The organism is Providencia xihuensis (assembly GCF_041953405.1).
GTDB classification, from domain to species: Bacteria; Pseudomonadota; Gammaproteobacteria; order Enterobacterales; family Enterobacteriaceae; genus Providencia; species Providencia vermicola.
In genome coordinates, this window is record NZ_CP169565.1 from 1771006 (window position 1) to 1786055 (window position 15050).

Sequence of the window (15050 nt, forward strand, 5' to 3'; positions counted from 1 at the left end):
TTAAGCCTCAGAATTCCTTAGTTAATTAAAGTTGTGAGGCATCTAAGAATGATACCCGTCGTAGCGCTGGTAGGGCGTCCAAACGTAGGAAAATCCACGTTATTTAACCGTTTAACCCGTACCCGTGACGCATTAGTAGCGGACTTTCCTGGTCTGACTCGTGACCGTAAATATGGGCGTGCTGAAGTTGAAGGGCATGAATTCATTATTATCGACACGGGGGGTATCGATGGGACTGAAGAAGGTGTGGAAACACACATGGCGGCGCAGTCCTTGCAAGCCATTGAAGAAGCAGACATCGTACTCTTTATGGTAGATGCTCGCTCAGGCTTAATGCCTGCGGATGAAGGCATCGCTAAACACTTACGTAGCCGTAAGAAAAAAACCTATTTAGTTGCCAATAAAACGGATGGTATTGATGTTACCACGGCAATTGGTGATTTTTATTCTCTTGGCTTAGGTGAAATCCATCCCATTGCAGCATCCCATGGACGTGGTGTCACTCAATTAATCGAACAATCATTGAAACCGTTTATTGGTGAAGATGAAGAAGACGTTGAGTTAACGGAAGAAGAGGAAAATGCGGCTTATTGGGCGGCGTTAGAAGCCGAAGGTGAGCTCGCAGAAGACGAAGAAGATGATTTTGACCCAACAACGTTACCAATTAAATTAGCCATTGTTGGTCGCCCAAATGTCGGTAAATCAACGTTAACAAACCGTATTTTAGGTGAAGAACGTGTGGTTGTATTCGACATGCCTGGCACTACGCGTGATAGTATCTATATCCCAATGGAACGCGATGAGCGCGAATATATTCTCATTGATACGGCTGGTGTACGTAAGCGCGGAAAAGTGACGGAAACGGTTGAAAAATTCTCTGTCATCAAAACCTTGCAGGCCATTGAAGATGCTAACGTCGTTTTATTAGTCATTGATGCACGTGAAGGTATTTCTGACCAAGATTTGTCTTTACTGGGCTTTATCTTGAATGCGGGGCGTTCATTGGTGATTGCGGTCAACAAATGGGATGGCATGAAGCCTGAAGATCGTGAACATGTAAAGGATATGCTTGAACTGCGTCTGGGTTTTGTTGATTTTGCGCGTATTCACTTTATTTCTGCGCTACATGGCAGTGGTGTGGGTAATTTATTTGAATCTGTTCAAGAAGCGTATGAATCCGCAACTCGTCGTGTTGGTACCGCGCTACTGACCCGTATCATGAAAATGGCAGAAGATGAGCATCAACCGCCGTTGATCCGTGGCCGTCGCGTGAAAATGAAGTATGCTCATGCAGGGGGGCATAACCCACCAATTGTAGTGATCCACGGGAACCAAGTATCTGATTTACCAGACAGCTATAAACGTTATTTGATGAACTATTTCCGCCGTTCATTACAAGTAATGGGAACACCAATCCGTATTCTGTTTAAAGAGGGTGAAAACCCTTATGCGGATAAGAAAAATAAGCTGACAGCAACACAATTACGTAAGCGTAAGCGTTTGATGCAGCATTTGAAAAAACGTTAGTCTGTCATTAAGGCATTTTAGCCTTAATGGACGTTAAAGCCGTAACACATCAACCTGTTACGGCTTTTTGTTATATTACTTTTTGACAAATTTAGCGATTAAAGCGCAAACCCGTGTGGCCAATAACGCATAATCATGGCGTCGGCGGGGCATAAATGATTGAGGGAATTTATGGATACTCGTTCTTCTACGCGTCTAAACAAATATATTAGCGAAAGTGGTATTTGCTCAAGGCGCGAAGCCGACCGTTATATTGAGCAAGGTAATGTATTTATTAATGGGAAACGCGCAGGTATTGGTGACCAAGTTTTTGCAGGTGATGTGGTCAAGGTGAATGGTCAATTGATTGAGCCGCGTAATGAAGATGACTTAATTCTTATTGCCCTCAATAAACCCGTGGGGATCGTCAGTACCACAGAAAGTGGTGAGAAAGATAATATTGTTGATTATGTGAATCACAGTACGCGTATTTTCCCGATTGGGCGATTAGATAAAGATTCTCAAGGGCTGATTTTTTTGACCAACCATGGGGACCTGGTTAATAAAATTTTGCGTGCGGGTAACTCCCATGAGAAAGAGTACCTTGTGACGGTCAACAAACCTGTTACCGATGAGTTTATCCGTGGCATGGGGGCAGGTGTTCCTATCTTAGGGACAATGACCAAAAAGTGTAAGGTCAAAAAAGAAGCACCATTTGTTTTTCGTATTACCCTTGTGCAAGGGCTTAACCGTCAAATTCGCCGTATGTGCGAGCACTTTGGTTTTGAAGTGACTAAGCTTGAACGTATTCGTATTATGAATGTGGGACTAGCAGGAATACCTGTAGGTGAATGGCGGGATTTAACCGATGATGAGCTTATCGAACTATTTGATATGATGGAGAAATCAGAATCAGATATTAAGCCAAAAAAAATACAAAAAGCACAAGCAAGTAGTAAGAGCAATAATGGGGCGAAGCAAAACGTAGGGAGTAAACCCAAGGCAAAACCAGAAAACCCTACACGTAAAAAATTTACACAACCAGGTCGTAAAAAGAAAAAACGTTAACGTGTGGGCTTAGTTAAAAATAGACTGCAATATAAGGCTGAATATTGGGCATTGAATTCGCTTAAACATCGGCCTTTTTATGTAAATAACGTAAAACTAATGGGTAACTAACTGTATTTTAATGCGTTACTGTGCTGTGAGCGATTCATTATTATCGAGTATCAGACCAACATCTTCCCAGCTCTTTTGTGTTTGTAAGGCAACTTTTTCGCCAAATAGCTTACGTGCATTATTCACTGTGGCTGTTGCAAACTGTTTGAAGTTAGACTTTGCCGTAATCACAGGATCAGAAACGGTTGCGATCCATATTTTCCCTGCAACATCCCAAGTATTCCCACCTAACTCAGTGGCTAATAAATAGAATGCACGATTTGGAATACCTGAATTGATATGTACTCCTCCGTTATCAACGGTATAAGGTAAGTCCTTGTAATCTTGCATATGAGCAACTTGTGGGTCTTTATTGTATTTTGAAAAATAATAGGCAGTGCCAGGTTTAGACATAGAACGAAGGGCAGGTGCTTTCACTTTATTAATGAAAAGGTTTTCCCCGAGTAGCCAGTTGGATGTGGTGGCACTTTCATTGTTGACGTATTGCTTGACCATGATACCAATAACGTCAGCGACAGATTCATTAAGTGCACCAGATTGAAAAATATAGTTAAAGTTAGCTTCTGAGCTAATGTAACCATGAGCCAGTTCGTGTGCGATTATGTCAATGTCATTGTAGAATGGGCCAAAAGTTTTTCCATCTCCATCCCCAAAGAAAATAGCTTGAGAATCCCAGAATGCATTGGAGTAGTTTGTTCCAAAATGAATAATCGCATTGATATTAGCAGCACAGCCAAACATTTGACCAATATTTAATTTCTCCTTAAAAAATGTACGAATAGTCCCGATGGAATCAAAAACATGCCCTGCAGGTTTTGATGGCGCTTTGGCATCCCCTTCGCTCATTACAACTTTATAGTCGTCATAGAGCATGTGCTCATCATCTGACAGTTCATCTAGTTGGCAAATTGGGAGATCAGAGTGTGTGTGGCTGCTGTGTGCAACAAGTTGTTGGGCATCGCGAATAACACGCTTATAGTGACTATCAGCACTCGTTTTACAATGGGATAGCAAGTTACGTTGGCGTTGGACTTCTTCATCGGTATAGACACGGGTCATCATATCATTGATATGTATCAGTGTTGATTTCAGCTCAGCCGAATCATTTTCAGTGATGAGATTAGAAACTAAACATGGGGATAATAATGAACGGGCAAGGATATGACTCATGATATAACTCCATTTCAATTGGGTGAGATGGAATCATAATCGGTTATGTTTTAATTGTAACTATATGATATCTAAGGAACTAAGTTAATGACTGCTGCATTTTGTTAGAAAGGTAAAATATAATTTTTCTACCTTTCTCTATAAGTGAATATTATTAATTATGGTGATAACCACTCTTTACCTGAAATTAAAAAGTCAGTATAGAGCTTTTCTTCAGGACTATTTGGTTCAGGATGATAGTCATACTCCCAGCGAACAAGTGGAGGCATTGACATTAAAATTGATTCAGTTCGACCACCACTTTGTAAACCAAATAATGTACCTCTATCCCAAACAAGGTTAAATTCTACATAGCGGCCACGACGATATAACTGAAACTGCCTCTCTTGTTCAGCCCATGAATAGTTTCTTCGTTTTTCAACAATTGGCACATAAGCGTGTAAAAAACCATCGCCAACAGCTTGGGTAAAGTTGAAACAGTGCTCGAAACCACCCTGATTGAGATCGTCATAGAATAAACCGCCAATACCTCTAGGCTCATTTCTATGTTTTAAAAAGAAATATTCATCGCACCAATGCTTGTATTTTGGGTAAACATCTTCACCAAAGGGGAGACATAAGTCGCGTGCAACAGTATGCCAATGAACAACATCCTCAGTAAAACCATAATATGGCGTTAAATCAAACCCGCCACCAAACCACCAAACAGGGGCTTCTCCCTCTTTTTCCGCCATAAAAAAGCGCACATTGGCGTGAGTGGTTGGTATATACGGGTTTAATGGGTGAATAACAAGCGAAACTCCCATGGCTTGGTAGCTACGACCAGCAAGTTCAGGACGGTGTGCTGATGCTGAGGTTGGAAGTTGCTCACCTTTTATGTGCGAAAAGTTTACACCAGCTTGTTCGAAGAGGGCGCCATTTGTTAAAACACGGCTACGACCACCACCGCCTTCAGCGCGCTCCCATGTTTGTTCTAGAAAGGTTTCCTTACCATCTAGCTCAGTGATTTTTTTGCAAATAGTCTCTTGTAAGTTTTGCAAATAGGTTTTTACACGATCAATATCAGGGTAATTCATTGTTTTTTAATAAAACCAAAGGGAAAAAATAATGCTTAAAGTATACTCCTTTAAGCTAAAAAAGGCATATTGAATATTGATTGTGTTGTAAAACCAGTGATAATGGCAGGAAGATTAGTTTAAACGGGCAAATGTTATGGAAATACGGATCTTCCGCCAAGGTGATTATGAAGAGGTGCTGACATTATGGGAGCGCTGTTCTCTTAATGAATTTTCAGGCGATCCTGAACTCGACATCGAACGTAAATTACAATGTGGTGCAGACTTGTTTTTAGTTGCTGAAGTAACTGGGGAAGTGGTCGGCACTATTATGGGCGGTTATGATGGTATTCGTGGCACCGCCGTTTATCTTGCCGTACACCCTGATTACCGTGGTCGTGGCATTGCAAATGCGTTAGTGAGTCGTCTCGAAAAGAAATTGATTGCCCGTGGATGCGGTAGAATAGAATTATTAGTGAGTGAAGAATTTGATGCTGCTATCTATATGTTTGAAAAAATGCAGTATGAAGAAGAACAACCTGAACGCCTGATTTACTCGAAAAAATTAACCCACGAAACGGATTTCTAAGTTAATTGCTATTTGTTGGTTCATTGGTTTGAATGTTTCGGCAAATAGATTGTCACAATATGCATTATGCGACGAATTAAAGAGGATGATATGTCCCAACATGCAAATCTAAATAGCCAGACATGGCTTGCCCCAGTATTAAAAGTTTCCCTTTTAGGTACGGTATTAATGTTATCTGGCTGTGCCGGGTTCAAAGTTTTTTCGCCATCAACATGGTTTAGTAGCCCACTAATGGTGTCCAGTTCTGGTCTTGGACAAGTGACTAATTTTACACCCATGCAGGCTGATACTATTAAACAACAACTGAATGACCGTTATTCCATCCGTAATGGGATGCAAATGGAAAATGGCGAGGTTGTCACGGTTTTTCAAGGTATTGATGACGATAAAGTCAAAGTTGAAATTATTGGCCCTGAGCATGGTTATGTTTCACGGATTGTGGTGAGTGATCCGAATGTGGTGACGGAATGGGGGCCAAAAATTGGTACACCATTTAGCGATATTTATGAAAAAGCCTTTGGTGTCTGTGGGGTAGGTGAGCGCATAGACAACGTCCCTACCGTGGAATGTAATTCGCCACAATCTAGCCAAGTGGTGTATCGTTTTACAGGTAAATGGCAGGGGCCTGAGGATTTAATGCCATCAGATAACGACCTAAAAGAGTGGGAAATCTCTCAAATCCTTTGGCATAAATAATCTTTTTTCTAAAAATGCCGTAAGTGGCTAAATCATTTACGGTATTTTTTTATCTCTCAGGTATTTTTTCTACTAAGTTTCTTAAAGAAATTTCCCCTTTGTTAAATTATCTTTCTTATAATAGAGAACGAAACCTATAAAGCCTTGCGTTAAAACAAGGTGAAGAACATGACGATAAGGTAGGATAGCGATATCGTCCTAGATAACAGATAGGTTAGATAACATATTCATATTACGAGGTTTACCGTATGTCTCATTCTCAAAGTGGTATTTTGAAAGAACATAGTCGTTTCGGTATTTTTATTGAAGCATTGATGCAAGAAGGTTCGCTGGATGAAGTGAAAGCGGGTTGCAAAAACTTTATCGATGCTTTAACAAAATTACAAGCACAATACCCAGATGATCGCCTTGGTGCAGTGATTGCATTCGGCTCTGATGCGTGGAAGCAAATGGGGCGTGCAGATAGTGCACCTGAATTAAAGCCATTTCGGCCTTTAGGTAAAGGTTTAGCACCTGCAACTCAACGAGATATGTTCATTCATATTCAATCCCTGCGTCATGATATCAACTTTTCTTTAGCGCAAGCGGCATTGAAAGCATTTGGTAAGTCCATCAACGTAGTTGAAGAAATTCATGGTTTCCGTTGGGTTGACGATCGTGATTTAAGCGGCTTTATTGATGGTACTGAAAATCCACAAGGTGAAGAGATCGCTGAAGTCACTCTTATTGATGAAGGAAATGATAAAGGCGGAAGCTACGTTTTAGTTCAACGCTATGAGCACGATTTAAGAAAGTGGGATCGTTTTTCTGAACATGAACAAGAAAAAATGATTGGCCGCACCAAGAAAGATAGCGTCGAACTGGATGAAGATGCACGAAACATCACTTCCCACGTTTCTCGTGTAGTGATTGAAGAAGACGGTGAAGAGCTTGAAGTGATGCGCCATAGCTTGCCATATGGTACAGCAAGCGGTAAGCACGGGCTATTTTTCATCGCCTATTGTGCAAAATTACACAATATTGAACAGCAACTGTTAAGTATGTTCGGTGAAAAAGACGGTAAATACGATGATCTTCTACGTATGACTAAAGCGGTTTCTGGTAGCTATTACTATGCACCTTCAATTGAAACATTGCTTGCATTATAGATGACTCCTTGCCGCACGGATGCGGCGATTTCCTTTTCTTTAGTTTTACTTCCATCATTGAACAGGTTTCATGTGTTTAACTCTTTGATAGCTAATAATATTTTAGTGCTTATTTCCTCTATTTCTTTGTTATTCCAATTTGATATATAAAAAATTGATTGATAGCTATCCAGTTATAACCAAAACCGCTACAGTGGAGTCATACAGATATTTTGGTTTAGTGACGAATGGGAATGACATGAAAACAACTTTTTTTAAGAAAACAGCTTTAGCCAGCTTAGCGACCGTGTCTTTGTTAGGAAGTCCGCACCTATTCGCTGCTGAACTCCTTAACAGTTCATATGATATTGCTCGTGAATTGTTTGTAGCGTTGAATCCAACGTTTGAAAAACAATGGAATGAGGCTCACCCCGATGACAAATTAACTATCAAGCAGTCGCATGCTGGCTCATCAAAACAAGCCCTGGCGATTTTGCAGGGGTTAAGAGCAGATGTGGTGACCTATAACCAAGTGACTGATGTACAAATTTTGCATGATAAAGGGAATTTGATCCCTGTAGATTGGCAGTCTCGCTTACCGAATAACAGCTCACCCTACTATTCCACAATGGCTTTTTTAGTGCGTAAAGATAATCCGAAAGGGATTAAAACGTGGGATGACCTTGTCCGCAGTGATGTGAAATTAATTTTTCCAAATCCTAAAACATCTGGAAATGGCCGTTATACCTACCTTGCCGCTTGGGGAGCATTTAACCAAGAAAATAAAGGGGATACAGCAAAAACACGCGAACAGATGAAACAGTTCCTCAAAAATGTGGAAGTGTTTGATACAGGCGGTCGTGGTGCGACAACCTCATTTATTGAGCGTGGTCTTGGGGATGTGCTGATAAGTTTTGAATCCGAAGTTAACAATATCCGTTCACAATACGGTGAATCCGATTATGAAGTTATTGTGCCACCAGTGGATATTCTGGCGGAGTTCCCAGTGGCTTGGGTGGATAAAAATGTGCAAAAAAATGGTACGGAAGATGTCGCTAAAGCCTATTTAAATTATTTATACAGCCCGCAAGCGCAGGAAATTATTACTAACTTTAATTACCGTGTAAATGACAAAGCGGTGATGGAAGCGAACAAAAGCAAATTCCCAGAAACAAAATTATTTACCGTTGAATCCCAATTTGAGAGCTGGCCAAAAGTCATGGATATACATTTCTCAACGGGAGGAGAGTTTGACGAACTAATGGCACAAGGGCGCCGTTAATGAATCAATCTGGGAAGCGATTTTTGCCAGGCTTTGGCCTGACGTTGGGTAGCAGCTTATTTTATACCTGTTTGATTTTGCTGCTACCCATGAGTGCGTTAGTGATCCAACTGTCGGAGATGACATGGCAACAATATTGGTCGGTGATTAGCTATCCACAAGTGGTTGCAGCTTATAAAGTGACATTATTGTCTGCTTTAGTGGCAAGCTTATTTAATGCGGTATTTGGCCTGTTATTGGCATGGATTTTAACGCGCTATCGCTTTCCAGGCAGAACATTATTAGACGGTTTAGTCGACTTACCCTTTGCATTGCCAACCGCAGTAGCAGGGTTAACATTGGCTACCTTGTTTGCGACATCAGGTTGGTATGGCCAATATCTCCACCAGTTTGATATCAAAGTCGTGAATACTTGGCTGGGGATTGCTGTTGCTATGGCATTTACCAGTATCCCTTTTGTTGTGCGTACCGTTCAGCCTGTATTGGAAGAACTGGGGCCAGAATATGAAGAGGCGGCACAAACACTGGGAGCCAGTCGCTGGCAAACTTTCCGTCGTGTGATCATGCCAGAGCTTTCCCCTGCATTGCTTGCAGGAACCGTTTTGTCATTCACACGTAGCCTAGGTGAATTTGGTGCAATTATCTTTATCGCAGGAAATATTGCTTGGCAAACAGAAGTGGTTTCTTTAATGATTTTCAGTCAATTACAGCAATTTGATTACCCTGCGGCAAGTGCGGTTGCATCGGTTATTTTAGCGGTTTCACTACTCTTGTTATTCAGCGTTAATTTAGTACAAAGTCGTTTTGGTAAGCGACTGGGGGGGAAATAATGGCGCAAATCACTCCGCTACAAACCGCCCAACGGTCACCCGTTAATTGGGGTAAATGGTTTCTCATCGCTGCAGGTGTTTTCTTTGCCATCTTATTGCTGGTGATCCCCATTATTTGGATTTTTATTACGGCGTTTCAAAAAGGGGTTGGTGAAGTTCTACTTAATTTATCTAACCCAGATATGCTTCATGCGATTGGATTAACTGTATTAATTGCGTTGATCACGGTTCCTGTTAATTTGATTTTTGGCACGATGATGGCGTGGTTGGTGACACGCTTTCAATTCCCAGGGCGGCAATTATTACTCACACTAGTGGATATCCCTTTTGCGGTTTCACCTGTGGTAGCGGGGCTATTATATCTACTGTTTTATGGTTCAAACAGTTGGCTTGGTGGATGGCTTGAAGGTTTTGATATTCAAGTGATGTTTTCATGGCCAGGTATGGCATTAGTCACCATATTTGTGACTTGTCCATTTGTGGTGAGAGAGTTGGTTCCATTGATGCTAAGCCAAGGCAGCCAAGAAGATGAAGCTGCGGTATTGCTTGGTGCATCAGGCTGGAAAATGTTTTGGCGCGTCACATTACCAAATATTCGCTGGGCGCTGTTATACGGTGTTGTGTTAACCAACGCGAGGGCGATTGGTGAGTTTGGTGCGGTATCCGTCGTTTCAGGTGCTATTCGCGGTGAAACTTATACGTTACCGTTACAAGTTGAATTATTGCATCAGGACTATAACACGGTCGGTGCATTTACTGCTGCGGCTATTCTTGCGCTCATGGCCATTATTACGCTAATTCTTAAAAGCGCATTGCAGTGGCATTTAAGTCGTCAGCAGTCTGAATCAGGAGTCCATTAAACATGAGTATTGAAATTGAAAAAATCGGCAAGTTCTTTGGGAAAACCCAAGTACTCAACGATATTTCACTGGATATTGCATCGGGTGAAATGGTGGCCTTATTAGGCCCTTCAGGTTCAGGAAAAACCACCTTACTGCGAATTATTGCTGGGCTTGAGCAGCAAAGTGGGGGCGTACTACGTTTTCACGGGCAAGATGTGAGTCAAATTCATGCGAAAGACAGACATGTTGGTTTTGTTTTTCAACACTACGCGTTATTTCGCCATATGACCGTATTCGATAATGTGGCATTTGGTTTAACGGTGTTGCCACGCAAGCAAAGACCCTCATCCCAAGCGATTAAGCAAAAGGTGATGCAATTACTGGAGATGGTGCAATTAGCCCATCTATCTTCGCGTTATCCTGCGCAACTTTCTGGTGGGCAAAAACAGCGTGTTGCGTTAGCGCGTGCATTAGCGGTTGACCCGCAAATTTTACTATTAGACGAGCCTTTTGGTGCGTTAGATGCACAGGTGCGTATTGAACTGCGCCGCTGGTTACGTCAATTACATGATGAGCTTAAATTTACCAGTGTGTTTGTAACGCATGACCAAGAAGAAGCTATGGAAGTTGCGGATAGAATTGTGGTCATGAGTCAAGGGCACATTGAGCAGGTCGGCACACCAAATGATATTTGGCAGCGCCCAGAAACCCGCTTTGTACTGGAGTTTATGGGGGAAGTTAATCAGATTTCTGCACAGATAAAAGGCTCGGTCTTAGCGATTGATGGTTACGAATTTTCGTTAAATCATACTAGCGCCCATCAAGGTGAGGTGGATGTCTTTTTACGCCCATGGGATGTTTCATTGAGACCTGAAGTGGATGTACAGCATCGTTTGCCAGTTAGGGTGACCGAATCAGGTCCAAGAGGGCACTTTTGGCAATTGACGGTACAACCGATAGGGTGGGGGAATGGCCCATTATCTGTGATTTGGCAATCCAATTCGACAATTCCTAAGCGTGGTGAACACTATTTTCTTGGCAGCCAAGAAGCGAAAATATATCAAGGTGATACTGAATTAGTTTTTCCACAATTAGCACAAAGCGCGTGAATATAGCTTTCCATTATTTATAACGCCAATAAGTTAAACATTATTGGTGTTATTTTCTATTATTTTTTCCATGTATATCACCCTCCACTAGCCCATTCTTTGATTATTGGCAATGGGTTTCACCTGTCGTATTTTAATTTTAATTAATTGATATATAAGTATTTTATTTGTCATTAAAATAAGAGATATAGCTGACAATTCTATAAACTTATTGTAATATAATATATCAATTAGCTATATCATTATGGGTAATAAAGATAATCTATTTTTCTAATAATAATATGAAGAGAATTCATGTTCACTCATAGACTTATTGGGGTAATATCTTATTTCTATTAATTCTAAGTGATAAATAAAAATTATAAGGATGCGAAAGTGTCAACTCTGGAACAATTTATTGGCCACACCCCATTAGTAAAACTTCAGCGTTTGACGCAAGGGATTGATACTGAAATTTGGGTAAAACTCGAAGGCAACAACCCTGCTGGCTCCGTAAAAGACAGAGCGGCTTTTTCCATGATCAGCGAAGCTGAAAAACGTGGTGAAATTAAGCCAGGTGATACATTAATTGAAGCCACAAGTGGCAATACAGGTATTGCACTGGCAATGATTGCTGCGGTAAAGGGATATAAATTAAAGCTGTTAATGCCTGAAAATATGAGTAAAGAGCGCCAAGCATCGATGCAAGCTTACGGCGCGGAGTTAATTTTGGTCAGCACCACCATTGGAATGGAAGGGGCGCGAGATCTTGCGAAAGAGATGGAAAAAAACGGGGAAGGGAAGGTATTAGACCAATTTAATAACCCAGATAACCCACTTGCTCATTTTAAAACAACAGGCCCTGAAATTTGGCAACAAACGCACGGTAAAATTACTCATTTTGTGTCAAGTATGGGGACAACGGGTACGATTACAGGTGTAAGCCGCTATTTGAAATCACAATCAAAAGACGTACATATTGTCGGCTTACAGCCTGCCGAAAAAAGCCAAATACCAGGTATTCGCCGCTGGTCACCTGGTTATCTTCCTGGGATTTTTGATGGCGAATTAGTGGATAGCGTACTGGATGTTAATCAGCAAGATGCAGAAGAGACGATGAGAGCGCTAGCAAGGTTTGAAGGTATTTTCTGTGGAGTGAGCTCAGGCGGTGCGGTATCGGGGGCTTTACGCGTGGCGAAAGAAAACCCAGGAGCGGTGATCGTTGCTATTATTTGCGACAGAGGCGACCGTTATTTATCAACGGGGGTTTTTGGTTCTTAACACGTTGTTTTTAGGTGGCAGTCAGGCTATCACAAGGAAACAATAGAATGAATTAAACCATCAGGTTATCAACCTGATGGTTTTTCAGTTATTATGCGTAGTAATTATTTCTTGATACGCATAATGACAGTTTCACCCACTGTCACTGACCCTGTTAGTTTATTTAACTCTTTGATTTCATCCATGTTCGAAATCACAACGGGGGTCAGAACGGATTTTGCTTTTTCTTCTAACAAAGCTAAATCAAATTCAATGACTAAATCGCCTTTTTTGACAGCTTGGCCTTCTTCAGCGATACGTTTGAAACCTTCACCTTTGAGCTCAACGGTATCAATACCGAAGTGAACAAACAGTTCAATACCATCGTCTGACTCAATAGAAAACGCATGGTTGGTTTCAAATATTTTACCGATTGTACCGTCTACTGGAGCAACAATTTTATTGCCAGCAGGTTTGATGGCGATACCGTCACCGACAATTTTCTCTGCAAACACAACGTCTGGAACATCTTCAATATTGACGATTTCGCCTGATAATGGGGCGATAATTTCAATACTGCCACTGCTACTTTTGTCTTCCGAAACTAGTGATTTCAGTTTGTCAAACAGACCCATGGACCTTCTCCTAATCGTTTTATATGGGACCGAACTAATGTGCTGTTCTTAGCATAACGTTTTTTCTTGGATAAAGGTATCTACAAGTTTCATCAATTCATCTGCGGTTGGTTGAGCAAGTGCTTGTTCAGCCAAGGCCTGAGTATCAGCAAAGTTCGCATTGCGAATTAATTTTTTGATACGCGGAATTGAGATTGCGCTCATACTAAATTCATCCAGCCCCATGCCTAGTAGCAATAAGGTTGCACGTTCATCACCCGCTAACTCGCCACACATGCCTGTCCATTTCCCTTCCGCATGTGATGCATCGATCACTTGTTTGATAAGGTTTAGAACAGCAGGTGACATTGGGTTATAAAGGTGAGAAATCAGTTCATTACCACGGTCAACCGCTAAAGTGTATTGAGTGAGATCGTTCGTCCCAATACTAAAGAAATCAACTTCTTTCGCCAAATGGCGCGCAATCACAGCGGCAGCTGGGGTTTCTACCATCACACCGACTTCGATTGTTTCGTCAAAGGCTTTACCTTCTTCACGTAACTGAGCTTTTAGCATTTCTAGCTCTGCTTTTAGTTCACGAACTTCTTCAACGGAAATAACCATTGGGAACATAATACGCAGTTTACCAAAATTTGACGCTCTTAAAATAGCCCTTAATTGTGAGTGTAAGATTTCTTTGCGATCAAGACAAATACGAATAGCACGCCAACCGAGGAATGGGTTCTCTTCTTTCGGTAAATTCATATAAGGCAGGTCTTTATCGCCACCGATATCCATGGTACGGACGATAACGGCTTGGCTGCCCATTGCTTCGGCAACCGCTTTGTAAGCTTGGAATTGCTCTTCTTCGGTAGGGAAGGCATCTCTATCCATAAATAAAAACTCGGTACGATAGAGACCGACCCCTTCAGCGCCATTACGTTCAGCACCTGCGACATCACGCACAGTTCCGATATTGGCACAAACTTCAACTTGATGACCATCGAGAGTCACAGCAGGTAAATCTTTTAATTTAGCCAGTTCTTCTTTTTCTTGCAGATAGTCATCACGGAATGCTTTGAGTTTATCAATTTCTGCATCAGATGGGTTCAGGTGAATGGTATTATTCACGCCATCTAAGACAATAAAATCACCATTTTTAATTTTGCTGGTGGCATCGCTAGTCCCTACAATTGCAGGTAACTCCAATGAGCGAGCCATAATGGAGGTATGGGAGGTACGGCCACCTAAATCGGTAATAAAGCCTAAGACTTTATCTAAGTTTAATTGCGCGGTTTCTGACGGGGTTAAGTCAGCGGCAACTAAAATAACTTCTTGGTTGATAGCGCTTAAATCAACAATAGGAATATTTAAGATATTCTTTAATAAGCGTTTGCCGATGTCACGTACGTCAGCCGCGCGCTCTTTAAGGTATTCGTCATCAAGAGATTCAAGCGCTTGAGCTTGGTCTTCAATCACAGAATAGGCAGCGGCATCCGCTGTTTTTTTATCGCCTTTGATTAAAGAGACAATTTCTTGCTCAAGTTCTTCATCTTCCAGCAGCATGATATGACCTTCAAAAATCTCAGCTTTTTCGGCTCCTAGATTTTTTTCGGCTTTTTCTTTAATGAGACTAAGTTGTTCGGCGGATTTATTACGCCCCTCAATGAAGCGTTGAATTTCTTTTTCGACCTGATCGTCTGCGATTTTTTTTGTGCTAACAACGATAGGGTCTTCTTTGAGGATCAAAGCCTGACCAAAAGCAAAACCTGGGGATACTAAAATTCCTGAAATCATAATATTACCTTACTG

Annotated in this window: 14 protein-coding genes; 10 read left to right on the forward strand and 4 right to left on the reverse strand. The window is 41.4% G+C overall.

The genetic code is table 11. From position 1 onward, the window contains the following. Positions 1-48 precede the first annotated feature (48 nt). Together der and rluF are read left to right on the forward strand one after the other, a co-directional pair. A complete protein-coding gene (der, locus tag ACE2AL_RS07810) occupies positions 49-1527 on the forward strand; it encodes a ribosome biogenesis GTPase Der (protein ID WP_047756428.1) in 1479 nt (492 codons plus the stop codon). 171 nt (positions 1528-1698) lie between these two features. Beyond that, a complete protein-coding gene (rluF, locus tag ACE2AL_RS07815) occupies positions 1699-2574 on the forward strand; it encodes a 23S rRNA pseudouridine(2604) synthase RluF (RefSeq protein WP_206082446.1) in 876 nt (291 codons plus the stop codon). A gap of 126 nt (positions 2575-2700) precedes the next feature. On the opposite strand, the gene ACE2AL_RS07820 is transcribed toward rluF, so the two are convergent. Together ACE2AL_RS07820 and hemF are read right to left on the reverse strand one after the other, a co-directional pair. Then, positions 2701-3855 carry a M4 family metallopeptidase gene (locus tag ACE2AL_RS07820; RefSeq protein WP_206082445.1) on the reverse strand — a complete coding sequence of 385 codons (1155 nt, stop codon included), beginning with the start codon at positions 3853-3855 and terminating at the stop codon, positions 2701-2703. Positions 3856-4013: 158 nt separating this feature from the next. Next, positions 4014-4931, reverse strand: coding sequence for an oxygen-dependent coproporphyrinogen oxidase (hemF, locus tag ACE2AL_RS07825; protein ID WP_206082444.1), 918 nt, complete (start codon positions 4929-4931; stop codon positions 4014-4016). A gap of 136 nt (positions 4932-5067) precedes the next feature. Between hemF and ACE2AL_RS07830 the strand changes: the two genes are divergently transcribed. The 8 genes from ACE2AL_RS07830 to cysM all read left to right on the forward strand — a co-directional run bounded on the left by ACE2AL_RS07830 (position 5068) and on the right by cysM (position 12645). Then, positions 5068-5499, forward strand: coding sequence for a GNAT family acetyltransferase (locus ACE2AL_RS07830; RefSeq protein ID WP_206082443.1), 432 nt, complete (start codon positions 5068-5070; stop codon positions 5497-5499). 90 nt (positions 5500-5589) lie between these two features. Next, positions 5590-6195, forward strand: coding sequence for an RpoE-regulated lipoprotein (locus tag ACE2AL_RS07835; protein WP_272539200.1), 606 nt, complete (start codon positions 5590-5592; stop codon positions 6193-6195). A gap of 248 nt (positions 6196-6443) precedes the next feature. Further along, on the forward strand, positions 6444-7343 hold the full coding sequence (locus ACE2AL_RS07840) for a Dyp-type peroxidase (RefSeq protein ID WP_206082441.1): 900 nt from the start codon (positions 6444-6446) through the stop codon (positions 7341-7343). 238 nt (positions 7344-7581) lie between these two features. Continuing rightward, a complete protein-coding gene (locus tag ACE2AL_RS07845; protein ID WP_206082440.1) occupies positions 7582-8604 on the forward strand; it encodes a sulfate ABC transporter substrate-binding protein in 1023 nt (340 codons plus the stop codon). After that, a complete protein-coding gene (cysT, locus tag ACE2AL_RS07850) occupies positions 8604-9434 on the forward strand; it encodes a sulfate/thiosulfate ABC transporter permease CysT (RefSeq protein ID WP_206082439.1) in 831 nt (276 codons plus the stop codon). The genes ACE2AL_RS07845 and cysT overlap by 1 nt, the downstream gene beginning before the upstream one ends. Beyond that, a complete protein-coding gene (gene cysW, locus ACE2AL_RS07855; protein ID WP_206082438.1) occupies positions 9434-10294 on the forward strand; it encodes a sulfate/thiosulfate ABC transporter permease CysW in 861 nt (286 codons plus the stop codon). The genes cysT and cysW overlap by 1 nt, the downstream gene beginning before the upstream one ends. 2 nt (positions 10295-10296) lie before the next feature. Further along, on the forward strand, positions 10297-11385 hold the full coding sequence (cysA, locus tag ACE2AL_RS07860) for a sulfate/thiosulfate ABC transporter ATP-binding protein CysA (RefSeq protein WP_272539201.1): 1089 nt from the start codon (positions 10297-10299) through the stop codon (positions 11383-11385). A 375-nt stretch (positions 11386-11760) separates the two neighbouring features. Then, a complete protein-coding gene (cysM, locus tag ACE2AL_RS07865; RefSeq protein WP_272539202.1) occupies positions 11761-12645 on the forward strand; it encodes a cysteine synthase CysM in 885 nt (294 codons plus the stop codon). A 104-nt stretch (positions 12646-12749) separates the two neighbouring features. Here cysM and crr read toward each other — a convergent pair whose 3' ends face one another. Both crr and ptsI read right to left on the reverse strand, forming a co-directional pair. Then, positions 12750-13259, reverse strand: a complete 510-nt coding sequence (gene crr / locus ACE2AL_RS07870; protein WP_206082435.1) for a PTS glucose transporter subunit IIA — start codon at positions 13257-13259, stop codon at positions 12750-12752. Positions 13260-13307: 48 nt separating this feature from the next. Next, positions 13308-15035: a phosphoenolpyruvate-protein phosphotransferase PtsI gene (ptsI, locus tag ACE2AL_RS07875; protein WP_206082434.1), complete on the reverse strand. Its 1728-nt coding sequence runs from the start codon at positions 15033-15035 to the stop codon at positions 13308-13310. Between the last annotated feature and the right edge of the window lie 15 nt (positions 15036-15050).

Coding starts and splice junctions, on each gene's coding strand:
- der (WP_047756428.1), top strand. CDS start 49: ATGATACCCGTCGTAGCGCTGGTAGGGCGTCCAAACGTAGGAAAATCC.
- rluF (WP_206082446.1), top strand. CDS start 1,699: ATGGATACTCGTTCTTCTACGCGTCTAAACAAATATATTAGCGAAAGT.
- ACE2AL_RS07820 (WP_206082445.1), bottom strand. CDS start 3,855: ATGAGTCATATCCTTGCCCGTTCATTATTATCCCCATGTTTAGTTTCT.
- hemF (WP_206082444.1), bottom strand. CDS start 4,931: ATGAATTACCCTGATATTGATCGTGTAAAAACCTATTTGCAAAACTTA.
- ACE2AL_RS07830 (WP_206082443.1), top strand. CDS start 5,068: ATGGAAATACGGATCTTCCGCCAAGGTGATTATGAAGAGGTGCTGACA.
- ACE2AL_RS07835 (WP_272539200.1), top strand. CDS start 5,590: ATGTCCCAACATGCAAATCTAAATAGCCAGACATGGCTTGCCCCAGTA.
- ACE2AL_RS07840 (WP_206082441.1), top strand. CDS start 6,444: ATGTCTCATTCTCAAAGTGGTATTTTGAAAGAACATAGTCGTTTCGGT.
- ACE2AL_RS07845 (WP_206082440.1), top strand. CDS start 7,582: ATGAAAACAACTTTTTTTAAGAAAACAGCTTTAGCCAGCTTAGCGACC.
- cysT (WP_206082439.1), top strand. CDS start 8,604: ATGAATCAATCTGGGAAGCGATTTTTGCCAGGCTTTGGCCTGACGTTG.
- cysW (WP_206082438.1), top strand. CDS start 9,434: ATGGCGCAAATCACTCCGCTACAAACCGCCCAACGGTCACCCGTTAAT.
- cysA (WP_272539201.1), top strand. CDS start 10,297: ATGAGTATTGAAATTGAAAAAATCGGCAAGTTCTTTGGGAAAACCCAA.
- crr (WP_206082435.1), bottom strand. CDS start 13,259: ATGGGTCTGTTTGACAAACTGAAATCACTAGTTTCGGAAGACAAAAGT.
- ptsI (WP_206082434.1), bottom strand. CDS start 15,035: ATGATTTCAGGAATTTTAGTATCCCCAGGTTTTGCTTTTGGTCAGGCT.